Below are 14,501 nucleotides of genomic sequence, written 5' to 3'. Positions count from 1 at the left end.
GAGATAAATTATGTCACTGCAATCTCAAGACATTATTCGTCGCTCTGCTACCAATTCCCTTACTCCCGCACCTCATGTGCGGGATTACAAGGAAGAGGTGGCAAAACTTATCGACGTAACAACTTGTATCGGCTGTAAAGCGTGTCAGGTTGCCTGTTCTGAATGGAACGATATTCGCGATAAAGTGGGTCTTAACGTCGGTGTTTACGATAATCCGATGGATTTAACGGCTAAATCATGGACAGTAATGCGTTTCTCAGAAGTTGAAGAGAACGGCAAACTGGAGTGGTTAATCCGTAAAGATGGTTGTATGCACTGTGCTGATCCGGGCTGTTTAAAGGCTTGTCCTGCTGAAGGTGCAATTGTTCAATACGCTAACGGTATTGTCGATTTTCAATCTGAACACTGTATTGGTTGTGGTTATTGTATTGCGGGTTGTCCTTTTGATGTACCTCGCATTAACGAAGAAGATAACCGCGCTTATAAATGTACTCTGTGTGTTGATCGTGTTGAAGTCGGTCAAGAGCCTGCGTGTGTGAAAACATGTCCTACTGGTGCGATTCATTTTGGTTCTAAAGAATCAATGATCGATCTAGCTAATGAACGTGTTGCAGAACTCAACACCCGTGGTTATGACAAAGCAGGTTTGTATGATCCACAAGGTGTAGGTGGTACGCACGTTATGTACGTACTTCATCATGCTGATAGACCAAATCTGTATCACGGTTTACCCGATAACCCAGAAATTAGCCCAACGGTTAAATTCTGGAAAGGCATTTGGAAACCACTGGCTGCGGTTGGTTTTGCGGCAACCTTTGCAGGTGCAATCTTCCACTACTTAGGTGTCGGTCCTAACCGTACTACTGAAGAAGATGAAGAAGAAGCACTTAAAGAGATGGAAGCATCTTCTAAAACACAGACATCTGTGAATAAAGAGGAGCAAAAATGATGAAGAAGAAAAGCGATAAAATTCTTCGCCATACCGCGTCAGAGCGTATTAACCACTGGCTAGTAGCGATAGTTTTCGTTTTCACTGCCATCAGTGGATTGGGCTTTTTCTTCCCATCTCTGAACTGGTTTATGAATATTTTAGGAACGCCAGAATTATCCCGTTTACTCCACCCATTTGTGGGTAGTGTAATGGCATTCCTCTTTATCTTCATGTTCTTCAGATACTTGAAGCACAACTTTATTGATAAAGATGATTTGGTTTGGGCTAAAAACATTCATAAAGTACTGCAAAATGAAGAAGCCGGTGATATTGGTCACTACAACCTTGGTCAAAAAGGAATTTACTGGACATTAAGTATCAGTCTTATTCTGCTGACAGTGAGTGGTGTTATCATTTGGCGTCCTTATTTCGCTGATTATTTCTCTATTCCGGTTATTCGTATTGCATTGCTGGTGCATTCATTCTCAGCAATCTTACTGATAATTACGGTTTTCGTTCATGCTTATGCGGCATTTTGGGTTAAAGGCTCAATCCGCAGTATGGTCGAAGGCTGGGTAACACGCGGTTGGGCTAAAAAGCACCACCCACGCTGGTATCGTGAAGTGCTAGAAGAAGAGAAAAAAGAAGAAGAGAACAAGCCGTCACAGAAATAGGGCACCAATACTCATTTCTGAACAAACGGAGGCTGAAGTATGCCTCCGTTTTTTTATTTTATTCTCGTGTTTTTTCATTTTTTCCGGTGTTAATGATTCATTGTGAAAAAAAACAATAACATGATCTCATCATTACCTACTGTAATGGCTTCAAGTAAGTTTTTGATTTATCCTGATGCCAACAAAAGTGAGTAATAAACTATAAAATTAATGATTATAGGAAGATAGAACGTTATGAGTATTCGCATCGTTCCTAAAGAGCAATTAGGCAAAGAGCAATCAGAGAAAAGTATTAGTTTTATTCCACCAGTACTGTTTCCTAATCTGAAAAATCTCTATCAACGTCGTGCTGAACGTTTTCAAACACTAGCAAAAGATAACCCATTTGCGGATTACCTCGAATTTGCCGCAGAGGTTGCCAGCGCACAAGAAAAAGCGCTACATGATAATCCTCTTGAGCTCGACTTAGCACCGTTGTTAGCACAACAAGCCAATAAAGCGCCTTTAGATAGAAAAACATTTCAACGCAGCAAACACTGGCATAAGCTATTAGCTTCTATCATTGCTGAACTCATCACAGTCGTGCCTGAAAGTGCTAAAGTTACATTAGAAAATCTGTCAAAAGCATCTGAAAATGAGCTTGAAGAGATGGCAACAGCACTACTTAACGATGAGTATTCAAAAGTTCCAGCTGATAAATCTGTTTTTATTTGGGCTGCATTATCCCTTTATTGGGCACAACTTGCGGCAAACATTCCGGGTAAAGCCAAAACAGAATATGGTGAAAACCGTCAATTCTGCCCTGTATGTAACAGTATGCCAGTTTCAAGTATGGTACAGATTGGCACAACCCAAGGACTGCGCTATTTACACTGTAATTTATGTGAAACCGAGTGGCATGTTGTACGCATTAAATGCACCAACTGTGAGCTAACAGGTAAACTAAACTACTGGTCACTTGATAGCGAAAAAGCAGCGGTTAAAGCAGAAAGCTGTGGCGATTGTGGTAGTTATCTGAAGATTTTATATCAAGAAAAAGATGCCAATGTTGATGCAGTCGCTGATGATCTAGCATCGATTATTCTTGATGCAAAAATGGAAGAAGAGGGCTTTGCCCGTAGTAGTATTAACCCATTATTATTTCCAAATGAATAATTATTAGGTATTAGCATGACAAATGATACGCGCTCACTTTATAGCCAATTGCCGTCGATTGATAAATTACTGCATCAAGCAGATATTCAAGCGCTCATCGCTTCTTATGGGCAGACATTTATTGCAGAGCACTTACGAAAATTACAACAAGAAGCGCGTATCATTATTCGCCAAGAAAATAGTCTTCCCCAATGGCATAACCATTGGGCTGATGAATTAAAAAATCGTATTACTCAACAGCGAAAATCATCCATTAAGCCAGTATTTAATTTAACAGGTACCGTTTTACACACTAATTTAGGTCGCGCATTAATTGCCGAATCCGCTATTGAAGCAGTAAGCCAAGTAATGCGCTCAGCGGCAACCTTAGAATATTCACTTGATGGTGCATCTCGAGGTCACCGAGATCGTAGCGTTGCCGATTTACTTTGTGAATTAACGGGTGCTGAAGATGCCTGTATTGTTAATAACAATGCGGCGGCTGTTTTACTGATGTTAGCAACCGTTGCCCCGAATAAAGAAGTCGTCGTTTCTCGGGGAGAGTTGGTGGAAATTGGTGGCGCTTTTCGTATTCCGGATGTAATGACACAAGCTGGCTGCACGTTAAAAGAAGTGGGTACAACAAATCGCACACACTTAAAAGATTACCGTAATGCGATTAATGAAAATACGGGATTACTGATGAAAGTACATACCAGTAATTACTGTATTCAAGGGTTCACAGCTGAAGTTCATGGTGAAGAGCTCGCCGCGCTAGGAAAAGAGATGGGGCTACCTACCGCTATCGATTTAGGCAGTGGTTCTATGACTGACTTATCACGTTTGGGTTTACCTGCTGAACCGATGCCACAAGACTATTTACAACAAGGTATTGATCTTGTGACTTTTTCTGGTGATAAATTATTAGGTGGTCCACAAGCAGGGATCATTTTAGGTAAAAAAGAGTGGATTGATGCTATTCAACGCCATCCTCTTAAACGAGTACTGCGTGTTGATAAAATGACATTAGCAGCATTAGATGCCACTTTACGCCTGTATCAACAGCCAGAAAAAATGGCTATTGAAATTCCGACATTACGTTTGTTGACTCGGACACAAACAGAAATTAATGATATGGCGCAACGGTTATTGCCTCATTTTCAGGCATATTATGGGGAATATTACCATATCAATATCTCCTCATGCGCTTCACAGATAGGCAGTGGTTCATTACCTATTGAAAGCTTACCGAGTGTAGCACTGACATTTGAAGCCAAAGCAGGAAAAGGCAGCCAATTAGAAGCATTAGCTGCGCAGTGGCGTCATTTAGAAAAGCCAATTATTGGCCGTATTACAGATGGTCGTCTGTGGCTTGATCTACGCTGTCTTGAGGATGAAAATGCATTAATACAGGCACTTTTACTATGATTTTTGCTACAGCAGGTCATGTTGACCACGGAAAGACCACACTAATACAAGCAATTACAGGGGTAGACACCACTCACCTACCTGAAGAGAAAAAGCGTGGCATGACGATAGATTTAGGTTATGCCTATTGGCCTCAAACCGATGGAACATCTATTGGTTTTGTTGATGTACCGGGGCATGAAAAATTTCTCTCTAATATGCTTGCTGGTGTAGGGGGGATTTCTCACGCGCTGCTTATCGTGGCATGTGACGACGGCGTAATGGCGCAAACCATCGAACATATCTCTATTCTTCGTCTTGCTGGCTGCCCTCGAGTTACCGTTATCCTAACGAAAGCAGATCGCGTCTCATCACAACGCATTGAAGAAGTTCGCCAACAAATCAGCGATTTTTTAGCTAACTTAGGTTGGCATGATTTTGCTATTTTTGTCACTTCTGCGCCAACGGGTGAAGGCATTCCCGAATTACGCAATTACTTAGTTGCCTTGCACCAACAAGCGCAACAACATCCACAGTGGCATAAACGTTTTAGACTTGCGATAGACCGCGTCTTTAGTATTAAAGGTGCAGGTTTAGTTGTTACTGGTACCGCGCTTGCAGGACAAATTTCTGTTGGTGATACTTTTTGGTTAACGGGTGCTGATAAACCAGTAAGAATAAGAGCGCTCCATGCACAAAATCAGCCCGTAGAAAGTGCGGGTGCAGGTCATCGTATTGCTATCAATATAACTGGGGATATTAGTAAAGATAACGTCTCTCGTGGTGATTGGTTATTATCGCAACAGCCAAATTATCAGGCTCATAAAGTATTAGTTAGTTTGGTTACAGATGAACCTTTAAAACATTGGCAGCCAGTTCATATTCACCATGGAACTCGCCATATTACAGGTCGTGTTGCACTACTTAATGAGACAAATGATGCACCACAGTTAGCCGAGCTTATTCTTGATACTCCACTGTGGCTGGTAGATAACGACCGTCTTATTCTTCGTGATATTGGTGCACAACGTACTTTAGCGGCAGCAAAAGTTTTATACTTACATTCGCCACGGCGTGGAAAACGCCAAGATGAATTTTTAACGTGGCTACATGCTCTTGATAAAGCGGCTGATGAGCGTGAATATTTACAATTATGTTTACCCAAAGGTGAGCTATTACTTAATCAATTTTCTTGGGCTCAACAACTAACAGACTCGGCACTAAATCAGCTGTTATCCACTGTGGATATAATCTCGGCAGCAGGCGTTATTCTTTCTCAAGAAAATGCGCTGAGCGCTAAGCAAAAACTGTTAGATACCCTTGATGAATATCACCAACAACATAATGATCAAATGGGTGTGGGTCGTTCGCGATTAAAGCGTATGGCATTACCCACTTATCACGATGAAATCGTCTATAGCTTAATTGAACAGCTTCTAAAAGCAGGAGCAATCAATCAAAGTCGTGGTTGGCTTCATCTACCGTCTCATGGTTTAGCGTTTTCAGCAGAACAAGAAGCGCAATGGCAAATAGCCAAAGTTTATTTTGAGCAATCAGAACCATGGTGGGTGCGTGACCTTGCCGATGAAATGAAAAACGACGAGAAAGCAGTACGTTCTTTATTACGCAAAGCGGCACAATTAGGATTAATCATTCCTATTATTGCAGATCGTTACTATACTCATAAATCGATAGAACAGTTTGCTTCCATCATCATCAAATATAATGAAACTAATGGTAGTGTTACTGCCGCCGATTTTCGTGATGAGTTATCCGTTGGACGTAAATTGGCAGTACAAATTTTAGAGTATTTTGATCGCACTGGATTTACCCGTCGTAAAAAAGACCTTCATATTCTACGGGATAAAGGATTATTCTAGTTATTAGTTTTATATTGTCCCCTTTGGCTGAATACCCTATTCAGCCAAATTAAGGTAATATCCTGCGATATTTGTAAAAATCTCATCATAATAACTTATTGCTATGCTCGGAAAGAGATATGAAAAAACTATCAGGGTGCATATACATTGCACTAATTTTTATTGCCTCTCTATTTATCGTATTTGAAAAAGCTAACCTTGTTTATACTGCTTTACTCTCTGTCAGTGCTTACTTCATTCTATTTGCTATCATTTTTATTTTATCGGCACGTTACTTATTTGCAGCAGTAACAACGGGCACGTTGTTTATTATTATTAAGTTTATCAACCAACTCAAAGTTCATTATTATAAAGAACCATTAATGTTCTCTGACATTAATCTTGCCCTTGATAGCTCTAACCTTGGCACTTTAGGTCATTATTGGGAAGCGGGTGTTGCCTTAATAGTCATGCTAATTTGGTTACTGATTAATATGTTAGTAGCTTGGCGTTTCTCTAAAAAATCTATTTTCAAATTACGTATTAGTGCAATATTGTTGATAGTGATTGGCTTAACTACTGCACATTTCACGATAGAAAAATGGCAAACCGAGTGGGAAGGAACACTACCGGGTGGTAAAGGAACGGTAACGAATTTAATTATGTCAGGTTACCAAACTACCTATTCCCCACCTTATTTCAGTGAAAAAGCGGATTACTTTCTTGAAAAAGCAGCAAATATCAACCTGCCAGAAACACAAACAACAATAAAACCAGATATTGTTGTCTTGCTACAAGAGTCCACCGTCAATCCTGCTATTTATCAGTTTAATAAAGATGTGGCTTTACCTGATCTCTTTATGTTTAAAAAAGATAACGCTGTAAGTGCACAAAGTGCATTGCGCGTACAAACTTTTGGTGGTGGTACTTGGCTCTCTGAGTTTTCTGTATTAACAGGGTTAAATACGGATGACTTCGGTTCTCGTAAAAACTCGGTATTCTACTTTGTGGTTGATAACTTAAATGAAAGTTTATTTCGCCAACTAAAATCTGAAGGCTATTACACCGTATTACTTACACCATTTAATCGTAGTGCTTATCATGCTGGATATGCTTATGGAGAAATGGGAGTTGATGAAATTATTCAACCTCAAGAGTTAGGCTATCCCGGAAGTCTAGAAGAGAACTTATGGACTATCTCAACAAAAGATATGTTGGGTTATCTGAAAGAAGTATTAAAAACACACACAGATAAACCGCTATTTGTGTTCTCATTAACCATGTATGAACATGGTCCATATAATGAATCGCACGCTGATGATTATCAAGTCACCGGACATACTGAAAGCAGTAATGCGCCGGGTAAATTTAGCCACTATATGGAGAAAATCATCAATAGCGATCCTGCTATAGAAGATTTTTCTCACTTTGTTGCTCAACGAGAAAAACCAACGTTATTTCTCTATTTTGGTGATCATCAACCTAATATTGAGTTAAAAAATTACCAATCTCAATTTTCTGATCCTGCACATATTACACAATTTACTTTACGCGATAATTTAACCCAAGGAGCTCCTTTATCGACAGGTGAGCTAACGGATATTAGTTTCCTTGGTGGAATGTTGCTAGAGCGCGCACGTTTACCGTTGTCGCCTTTTTACAAAGCCAATATTCAAATGCGTCACTTGTGTGAAGGTAAATTAAATGACTGTGAAGATGAGAAACTAATTAACAGTTATAAAAACTATATTTATCAGCAGCTCAAAGTGGCTGGTGAAGAAGATTAACAACGCTTCGATACCTTTAATTAAAAAGGTGATCGGGGCTATAAATCTTAAATTACTCCATTTTATCTAAACCAAAAAAGAGGCTAATAATTAGCCTCTTTTCAATGCAACACGTTTTGACTCGATAAAATCTAACAATAATTTATTTACGAGTAGCAACAATCACACTTGATGCTTTAACTAGCGCTAATACATCACTACCTTTTGCTAGTTTCATCTCTTGCAGACTTTCGTTAGTAATCACTGCCGTTAACTCTAATCCTTTCGCTGTCTCTAAATGGATAGTTGAATTAACAGCACCTTGTACAATTTGAGTCACTTTACCAGCGAACTGATTACGAGCAGAGAAGTTTAAACCACAATCAGGCAGTGCAAGCACAACCCATGGCGCTTTAATAATCGCAATAGCTTCACCATCTTTTTTTATTTTTAAGCTATCACAGCTCTCTTTAGTGATAATGGTTGCCAGTTTCTCGCCATGAGCTAAGGATAAAATCACTTCGCTATTTACCGCGCCTTCAATAATATCAACAACTTTACCAACTAGCTGATTACGTGCTGAAACTTTCATTTATCCACCTCTATTGTTGATTTTAACTTTGTTGAGTATTCAATCCTAGTATTTACTCTATCATAGAGAGATATTAAATTTCGTAGCTGTAAGTCATATTCTTGATTTTTAGATAAATAAAACTCTCTAATTTCAGAAAAACTATAATCAGAAAATGATTTTTCTAAATAATTAACTATTTCTTCTGATAAATAAATTGCATTATTATGAAATATGTTTTTTATAATTCTTGAAAAAGAGCCTAGAGTATTAGGATTATCAACTAAATTTATATCTAGATGTCGGTTATTTAAACATTGGTAATAATACTTATCACAAATAATATCTTTATTTTTAAAATCAAACAATACGGCATCCCAATTAAAAAATGTCGTTTTTAACAGGTCATCAATTCTGTTATTAGTATCATCTATTTTATTGTTTAAAAGTGCCCAAGTATCTTTAAAGAACCAAAGATCAATATCTAATTGGCTGGTTTCTATACGAAACCCACCAAATTTATTTTTAATAATACGTTCGCCATTTAGACTTTCAATCAATAAATCAAAATCATCACGATAGCCATTGAAAACCAAATCAATATCTGAAGGCTTATTTTTTAGCTCAATATCACGCACAACCCCACCAAAAGCATAAATATTTGAAAAATCAAATAAATTCACTTTATTCATAATCAAAGAAAGTGCTTTATTATTTAAAGATTCTTCATAGAAAAAATGAAAAACCTTCTCATTTAAGTTTTCTCTCGCTGATGTAAATTGGCGTGATATACTCATATTATTGTCTTATCAATTTGATGATAGTTAGTCTTTTAGTATATAACTAAAGTCGTTTTTTTTCAAACTGCTCATCATAGAGAGGTTTTAACTCATTATGCAATGAAATCAAATAGCTATCTGTCATTCCAGATATTGCATCAGCTAATAGCTGGAACTCTTTATATAATATAGGTAACTTATTTTCTTTACTTTCAAATACTCGACGATAATTTTCAGAAATACGCTTATATGCATAATCACCAAAAAAACTCTTAGAATATTTAGGTTTTTCTTCATTACCTTTACCATAAATACCAATCCATAACATATCCATTAGATTATTAATATAATGAGAGCCTTCAACTTCTAATTTCAATACCTCTTTATTCTTATACCCAAATACCATATCAAACTCTCTTAACGCTTCACTTAGTAAGCTAACATTACTTAATGAAATCAAGTCAGTACTTCTAGATTGGAATAAGCCATTTAATATATCATTATGGTTGTTAATAAAGGTTAATGTTACTTCATTAATCATAAGCTTTATAGCTTCGACTCTAAACATTTGCATGCTAATATCATTAACTTCGTAAGGCGTTAATTTAACCTCACAATTTGAAAATTCATTATATTTATTTCGACTATTTAATAATAAATTATGAATTAAATCAGTTTCATATTTATACTTTGGATTTATTTTGTTTTTAATTTCTATTTTCTCAAGAAAATAAAATAGATCATTTATTGATGCCAACCCTTTTTTTATTGTATCCTCTGCATCTAGAATGGTATACGCAATATCATCACAAGCTTCCATTATATAGGTTAGTGGATGACGAATATTTTCACTTAATCCGGTTTCCGCCCATACCTTATTAACAATTTCCTTCTCAGAATAGAAAAAACCATGTTTTTTCCAGATATTACTATCACTAAATGAAGATCTAGGATATTTAATTAAAGCAGCTAACGTTGCATAAGTAAGATTTAAACCAAAACTATCATTTATAATTTGAAGTTGAGTAACCAAACGAAAAGTTTGTGAATTTCCATCAAACTTTGTAAAATCATTAATAATAGCTTTTGATTTTTCTAAATATGTTTCTTCTTCTATACTTACACTTTTATTATCATTTATCTCTTTATATTTATTTTCAAACCATAGGGACATCGCTTTTTCACCTTTATGACCAAAAGGTGGGTTACCTAAATCATGAGCAAGCCCTATTGCCGCAAGTAGAGCGGGTAAGTTTCTTTTTAAATTATCACCATTACCTATTTTATAAGAACTAAAAAGATCTAATGTATTATCATAGGCAAGTTTTGTACCAATACTTCTAGCTAAATTAGAAACTTCATAAGAATGTGTTAAGCGAGTTCTTACACTGTCATTTTTTTCTAATGGAAAAACTTGGGTTTTATCTGCCATTCTTCTTGTTGGTGCACAAAAAAGAATTCTGTCATAATCTCTTTCTAATTCATATCTAGTCTCTTCATTATTTTTTATTTTATTTGTTTTTTTACTTTTTCTTCTATTATCATTAAGTAATAATTCCCAATCCATGATTACTTCCTCACTAAATTTAAGTTAAATTAAATTAATCCATAAAGAAATAAACACAATATAGACTGTGCTTATTTCAGTTAATTAAATATACTTTTGTGAGTCAGATCGAAGAATATTAATTTAAATAATTTACTCTTGACATTATTTATTGCCCATTCTGAGCAAATGCTGCTAATAAATGTAATGCTGAGGAGTAATAATCTGTATCTTTACTTAAATCAACATCTTCAATAGGTGTTTTCATCGTTAAATCCCTCACTGCCATCATGCCGGGTGTGAGGTTGTATTCCGCACGTTCTTGACCATCAACACTTACCCAAGCAGGGGTTTTATAACGATCAAACTGCTGCCAATATTGTACAAAAGGCTGTAATGCTAATTCGTCATGTGCCCATGCTAAATAAAGCGGAATGCGAATAGCGTCGAAACTAAAATGAGCAGGCCATTTATCACTTGGTATTATTTTACCGCCAACTTGTAAACTTACCCAATCAGTTGGTAATTGATATTCACCAAAATGCATATTTCTTAATAAGGATTGGCTATCACTAATTAATTGTTTCCAACGAGGATCATTACTATAACGATAAAAATCCTTCCAAGCAGGAAAGATAAAGTAAGAGGGATTAATAGTAATTTCTTCTGGTGTTTTAAATCCATTAATACCAGGAAGTAACATTGTATAATGTTCAGCTTTAATTAATGTGTGCTCAAGGATAGCGTGTTGAATAGAATCTGATGCTGAAAGATAGCTCTCATCATTCCATTTTTCCCCCGCTTTTAATAATGCCCAAGCAATTAAAATATCGCCATCTGTCGCATTATTAGGATCAGGTGTATGTTCACTATTTTCTGGCTCATAACGCCATTTAAATAGACCTAAATCACCCCGATAAAGTGATGTTGCTGCCCAGTGCCACAACTTAGTAAAAGTTTCATGATCATCACTCATGACAGCCATTAGCATACCGTAGCCTTGACCTTCTGAATGAGAAATATTCTGGTTAGCGCTGTCAATAACGCGCCCATCATCCGTAATATAGCGCGCTTTAAACTGCTGCCATCCCGCCTCAGTTTCTACAGCTTGTGATATTGGGGAAACCATCAATAACCCCCCAAAAAACAAAAAAGAACAGAGTAAATAATTTAAACGAGATAAGTGTCTAATGGACATTGCCTCTTGCTCCTGCTATTGCCGACCGATACTTTATTTCGGTCGGCATCATGCATGTTATTTCAAAATAGAATCAAAACATTGCAACAACATTTTGTTCTCTACTAATATCTTCAGTATCTTTTATTGTTTGTGGTAACAGTGTTTTTTGGCAAAAGTCCTGCATCCAAGCAGAAAACTCATCTTTTAATGCGCTGTTGTGTAATCCATATTCAACAAACGCTTTCATATAACCTAATTTATTACCACAATCGTGAGATTTACCCACTAAGGTATAAGCTTCTGCGACTTCTTTTTTCAACAACAACTCAATAGCATCGGTTAGCTGAATTTCGCCACCAACACCCGCAGGCAGACCATCTAATAACGCCCAAATTGTCGCTGAAAAGACATAACGACCGACAACTGAAAGATTAGAAGGCGCATCTTCAGGATTTGGTTTTTCAACAATACGACGCATTGGTGCCCAATTACCTTGCGGACAAAAAACGCCTTCGCAATCCACAACACCATATTGTTGAACTTGACTCATTGGCACGGGTTCAACCATGATTTGGCTACGTTCTGTTTTCTCAAATCGTTTTATCATTGCAGATAAGTTGTCATGTTTAGGATCGCAATAGTGTGAGTTCAAGAGTACGTCTGGTAACAGAACAATAAACGGATTGTCACCAATAATCGGGCGAGCACAACAAATAGCATGACCCAAACCTAATGCATGACCTTGACGAACTTGAACAATTTTTACGTTCTCAGGGCAAATAGAACGAACTTCTTCTAACAACTTATTTTTAATACGCTGTTCTAGCATATTTTCTAATTCAAAGCTGGTATCAAAGTGGTCTGCAATTGAGTTTTTAGAAGAGTGAGTAACGAGAATAATCTCTTCTACACCTGCTTGAGCACACTCTTCTACGATATATTGAATGAGTGGACGATCAACAATAGGGAGCATCTCTTTTGGGATCGACTTAGTTGCAGGCAACATACGAGTACCTAATCCAGCAACAGGGATAACTGCTTTCATCATGATATTAATCCTCAAATAGATATTTTATAAACTTAATAGAAAAGTATTTATTTTTAAATGACATTATAAAAATTCAGTAATAAATCAGTGACGTAAATTTAAATTGCACTTATCCCTCTCTAAATAGAGATAAATAAATTCTCTTACATCACTTAAAAATAGAATTTAATTTAACTTAATCTAAAACCCGGAATAAAACCCATATTTATTTCCACCTTTCTCTTTAATAGAATATAGCGTTTTATCCGCAGATTTTAATAATTCAGAAAGTGTTTTTCCATCTTTAGGGTATTCAGCAATACCTAAACTAATTGATGGTGTTAACATTTTATCTGAATTTATTTTTATTGGCTTATCCATTGAATTCCATAATGACTCTATTATTTCCAATAAAACAATAGAGCATGAACGTAATCCTGATGGAAAAAGGATAGCAAATTCATCGCCTCCTAATCTGCCACAATAAACTTTATTTGATTCTAACTTCAATAATCTACTTGATATTTCACACAGAACCTTATCGCCTGCATGGTGACCAAATTGATCATTAATTAATTTAAAATTATCACAATCAATAATACCAAGGCAAAAAGAAGAAGGATGTGAAATATTTAACCTTTCATTTTCAATTTTCTCAACAATACTGAGTCGGTTAGATATTCCAGTTAACGAATCAACATAGCTTTTATTAAATAATTCGTTTCTTAAACCCACCTTATCAGTAATATCCAAACTAATGAACACGTAATGAGAGAGTATATTAGTTTTATCGAAAACAGGAATTATACTAATATCTTCCCATTTTTCTTTTTTTTCATTGTTACTGTTTTTTGCTTCTAATCTAAACACACCACTACTTTTATTTTTCTTACAAGAATTTATTTTATTTTCGTCAATTAAATAAAATAGATTATATTTTTTATCTTTTATGTTTTCAAAGTGAACATTATTGAAGTGACAATACTTTTCATTAGCATAAACAATATTGCCTTCAGCATCTGTTACTGTCATCATAAAAACATCATTAGTAAATTGCTTCATCAATAAGCATTTAGAATTATCATCATTAAACATTATTTCATTCATTTTTAACCTCCTATGCTTATCAATAAAGCATACTTTCTATTATTCAGCAGATGATTGATATGCATAACGGAAAATAAAGACATCTTTTGCATCAGTAGATTGACGGTGAACTTGCATTTTTACATTACCACCTTGATGCGATAGCCAACCTTCATATAACCCTTCTAATACGCTCGCACTTGCCGCTCTCCACTGTGGATCATCTTTACTTTGCATAAAGTGAGGCCATGCACAATGTACTAATAACAGTTCACTCATTGCGGGTGAAATAGTGACAAAACCCCATTTAAATAGTGTTAGCACACGATTAATATGAGACTCGAGCAATTGAATATTCTCACTTTCAGGCAAAGGATAACGTAATGCCATTTCCTTACCGATAATTTTTAATTTATTCTCAGCGGTAGAAATATCATTATCATTTAATACTTGGAAAAATAATAACTGCGTTAAATCTTGCCAGCCACTTTCAAAAGGTAATTGTAAAATATCACTATCATGCTTATTCATTATTTATCTC

The 14,501-nt window shown here is 36.1% G+C and carries 13 protein-coding genes; 6 read left to right on the top strand and 7 right to left on the bottom strand.

The window, feature by feature from the left end:
• Positions 1 to 10 precede the first annotated feature (10 nt).
• The 6 genes from fdxH to ABN099_RS14670 all read left to right on the top strand — a co-directional run bounded on the left by fdxH (position 11) and on the right by ABN099_RS14670 (position 7,792).
• A complete protein-coding gene (gene fdxH, locus ABN099_RS14695) occupies positions 11 to 949 on the top strand; it encodes a formate dehydrogenase subunit beta (RefSeq protein ID WP_349464673.1) in 939 nt (312 codons plus the stop codon).
• Positions 946 to 1,605 (top strand): formate dehydrogenase cytochrome b556 subunit, encoded by a 660-nt coding sequence (fdoI, locus tag ABN099_RS14690; protein ID WP_349464671.1) that lies wholly within the window; start codon positions 946 to 948, stop codon positions 1,603 to 1,605. The genes fdxH and fdoI overlap by 4 nt, the downstream gene beginning before the upstream one ends.
• 234 nt (positions 1,606 to 1,839) lie before the next feature.
• A complete protein-coding gene (fdhE, locus tag ABN099_RS14685) occupies positions 1,840 to 2,760 on the top strand; it encodes a formate dehydrogenase accessory protein FdhE (protein ID WP_349464669.1) in 921 nt (306 codons plus the stop codon).
• 15 nt (positions 2,761 to 2,775) lie between these two features.
• Positions 2,776 to 4,167: an L-seryl-tRNA(Sec) selenium transferase gene (gene selA / locus ABN099_RS14680; RefSeq protein ID WP_349464667.1), complete on the top strand. Its 1,392-nt coding sequence runs from the start codon at positions 2,776 to 2,778 to the stop codon at positions 4,165 to 4,167.
• On the top strand, positions 4,164 to 6,026 hold the full coding sequence (selB, locus tag ABN099_RS14675; protein ID WP_349464665.1) for a selenocysteine-specific translation elongation factor: 1,863 nt from the start codon (positions 4,164 to 4,166) through the stop codon (positions 6,024 to 6,026). Before selA ends, selB begins: the two co-directional genes overlap by 4 nt.
• Positions 6,027 to 6,145: 119 nt before the next feature.
• Positions 6,146 to 7,792: an LTA synthase family protein gene (locus ABN099_RS14670; RefSeq protein WP_349464663.1), complete on the top strand. Its 1,647-nt coding sequence runs from the start codon at positions 6,146 to 6,148 to the stop codon at positions 7,790 to 7,792.
• Positions 7,793 to 7,934: 142 nt separating this feature from the next.
• Here the strand turns inward: ABN099_RS14670 and ABN099_RS14665 are convergent, their stop codons facing one another.
• The 7 genes from ABN099_RS14665 to bcsD all read right to left on the bottom strand — a co-directional run bounded on the left by ABN099_RS14665 (position 7,935) and on the right by bcsD (position 14,491).
• Positions 7,935 to 8,363 carry a TOBE domain-containing protein gene (locus ABN099_RS14665; protein WP_349464662.1) on the bottom strand — a complete coding sequence of 143 codons (429 nt, stop codon included), beginning with the start codon at positions 8,361 to 8,363 and terminating at the stop codon, positions 7,935 to 7,937.
• A complete protein-coding gene (locus ABN099_RS14660; RefSeq protein WP_349464660.1) occupies positions 8,360 to 9,139 on the bottom strand; it encodes a hypothetical protein in 780 nt (259 codons plus the stop codon). The genes ABN099_RS14665 and ABN099_RS14660 overlap by 4 nt, the downstream gene beginning before the upstream one ends.
• 46 nt (positions 9,140 to 9,185) lie before the next feature.
• Positions 9,186 to 10,688 (bottom strand): deoxyguanosinetriphosphate triphosphohydrolase family protein, encoded by a 1,503-nt coding sequence (locus ABN099_RS14655; protein WP_349464658.1) that lies wholly within the window; start codon positions 10,686 to 10,688, stop codon positions 9,186 to 9,188.
• A gap of 148 nt (positions 10,689 to 10,836) precedes the next feature.
• Positions 10,837 to 11,796, bottom strand: coding sequence for a glycosyl hydrolase family 8 (locus ABN099_RS14650; RefSeq protein WP_349464656.1), 960 nt, complete (start codon positions 11,794 to 11,796; stop codon positions 10,837 to 10,839).
• A gap of 142 nt (positions 11,797 to 11,938) precedes the next feature.
• A complete protein-coding gene (galU, locus tag ABN099_RS14645; RefSeq protein WP_349464654.1) occupies positions 11,939 to 12,895 on the bottom strand; it encodes a UTP--glucose-1-phosphate uridylyltransferase GalU in 957 nt (318 codons plus the stop codon).
• Positions 12,896 to 13,075: 180 nt separating this feature from the next.
• Positions 13,076 to 13,981, bottom strand: coding sequence for a sensor domain-containing diguanylate cyclase (locus ABN099_RS14640; protein WP_349464652.1), 906 nt, complete (start codon positions 13,979 to 13,981; stop codon positions 13,076 to 13,078).
• A 39-nt stretch (positions 13,982 to 14,020) separates the two neighbouring features.
• Positions 14,021 to 14,491 carry a cellulose biosynthesis protein BcsD gene (gene bcsD, locus ABN099_RS14635; protein WP_349464650.1) on the bottom strand — a complete coding sequence of 157 codons (471 nt, stop codon included), beginning with the start codon at positions 14,489 to 14,491 and terminating at the stop codon, positions 14,021 to 14,023.
• Positions 14,492 to 14,501: the final 10 nt, after the last annotated feature.

This window comes from Proteus hauseri (assembly GCF_040139125.1).
Taxonomy (GTDB): Bacteria; Pseudomonadota; Gammaproteobacteria; order Enterobacterales; family Enterobacteriaceae; genus Proteus; species Proteus hauseri_B.
This window is presented reverse-complemented; position numbering and strand designations above follow the sequence as displayed.

Bases quoted from the DNA above. Each gene is read 5' to 3' on its own strand.
- fdxH (WP_349464673.1), top strand. From the start codon at position 11: ATGTCACTGCAATCTCAAGACATTATTCGTCGCTCTGCTACCAATTCC.
- fdoI (WP_349464671.1), top strand. From the start codon at position 946: ATGATGAAGAAGAAAAGCGATAAAATTCTTCGCCATACCGCGTCAGAG.
- fdhE (WP_349464669.1), top strand. From the start codon at position 1,840: ATGAGTATTCGCATCGTTCCTAAAGAGCAATTAGGCAAAGAGCAATCA.
- selA (WP_349464667.1), top strand. From the start codon at position 2,776: ATGACAAATGATACGCGCTCACTTTATAGCCAATTGCCGTCGATTGAT.
- selB (WP_349464665.1), top strand. From the start codon at position 4,164: ATGATTTTTGCTACAGCAGGTCATGTTGACCACGGAAAGACCACACTA.
- ABN099_RS14670 (WP_349464663.1), top strand. From the start codon at position 6,146: ATGAAAAAACTATCAGGGTGCATATACATTGCACTAATTTTTATTGCC.
- ABN099_RS14665 (WP_349464662.1), bottom strand. From the start codon at position 8,363: ATGAAAGTTTCAGCACGTAATCAGCTAGTTGGTAAAGTTGTTGATATT.
- ABN099_RS14660 (WP_349464660.1), bottom strand. From the start codon at position 9,139: ATGAGTATATCACGCCAATTTACATCAGCGAGAGAAAACTTAAATGAG.
- ABN099_RS14655 (WP_349464658.1), bottom strand. From the start codon at position 10,688: ATGGATTGGGAATTATTACTTAATGATAATAGAAGAAAAAGTAAAAAA.
- ABN099_RS14650 (WP_349464656.1), bottom strand. From the start codon at position 11,796: ATGGTTTCCCCAATATCACAAGCTGTAGAAACTGAGGCGGGATGGCAG.
- galU (WP_349464654.1), bottom strand. From the start codon at position 12,895: ATGATGAAAGCAGTTATCCCTGTTGCTGGATTAGGTACTCGTATGTTG.
- ABN099_RS14640 (WP_349464652.1), bottom strand. From the start codon at position 13,981: ATGAATGAAATAATGTTTAATGATGATAATTCTAAATGCTTATTGATG.
- bcsD (WP_349464650.1), bottom strand. From the start codon at position 14,491: ATGAATAAGCATGATAGTGATATTTTACAATTACCTTTTGAAAGTGGC.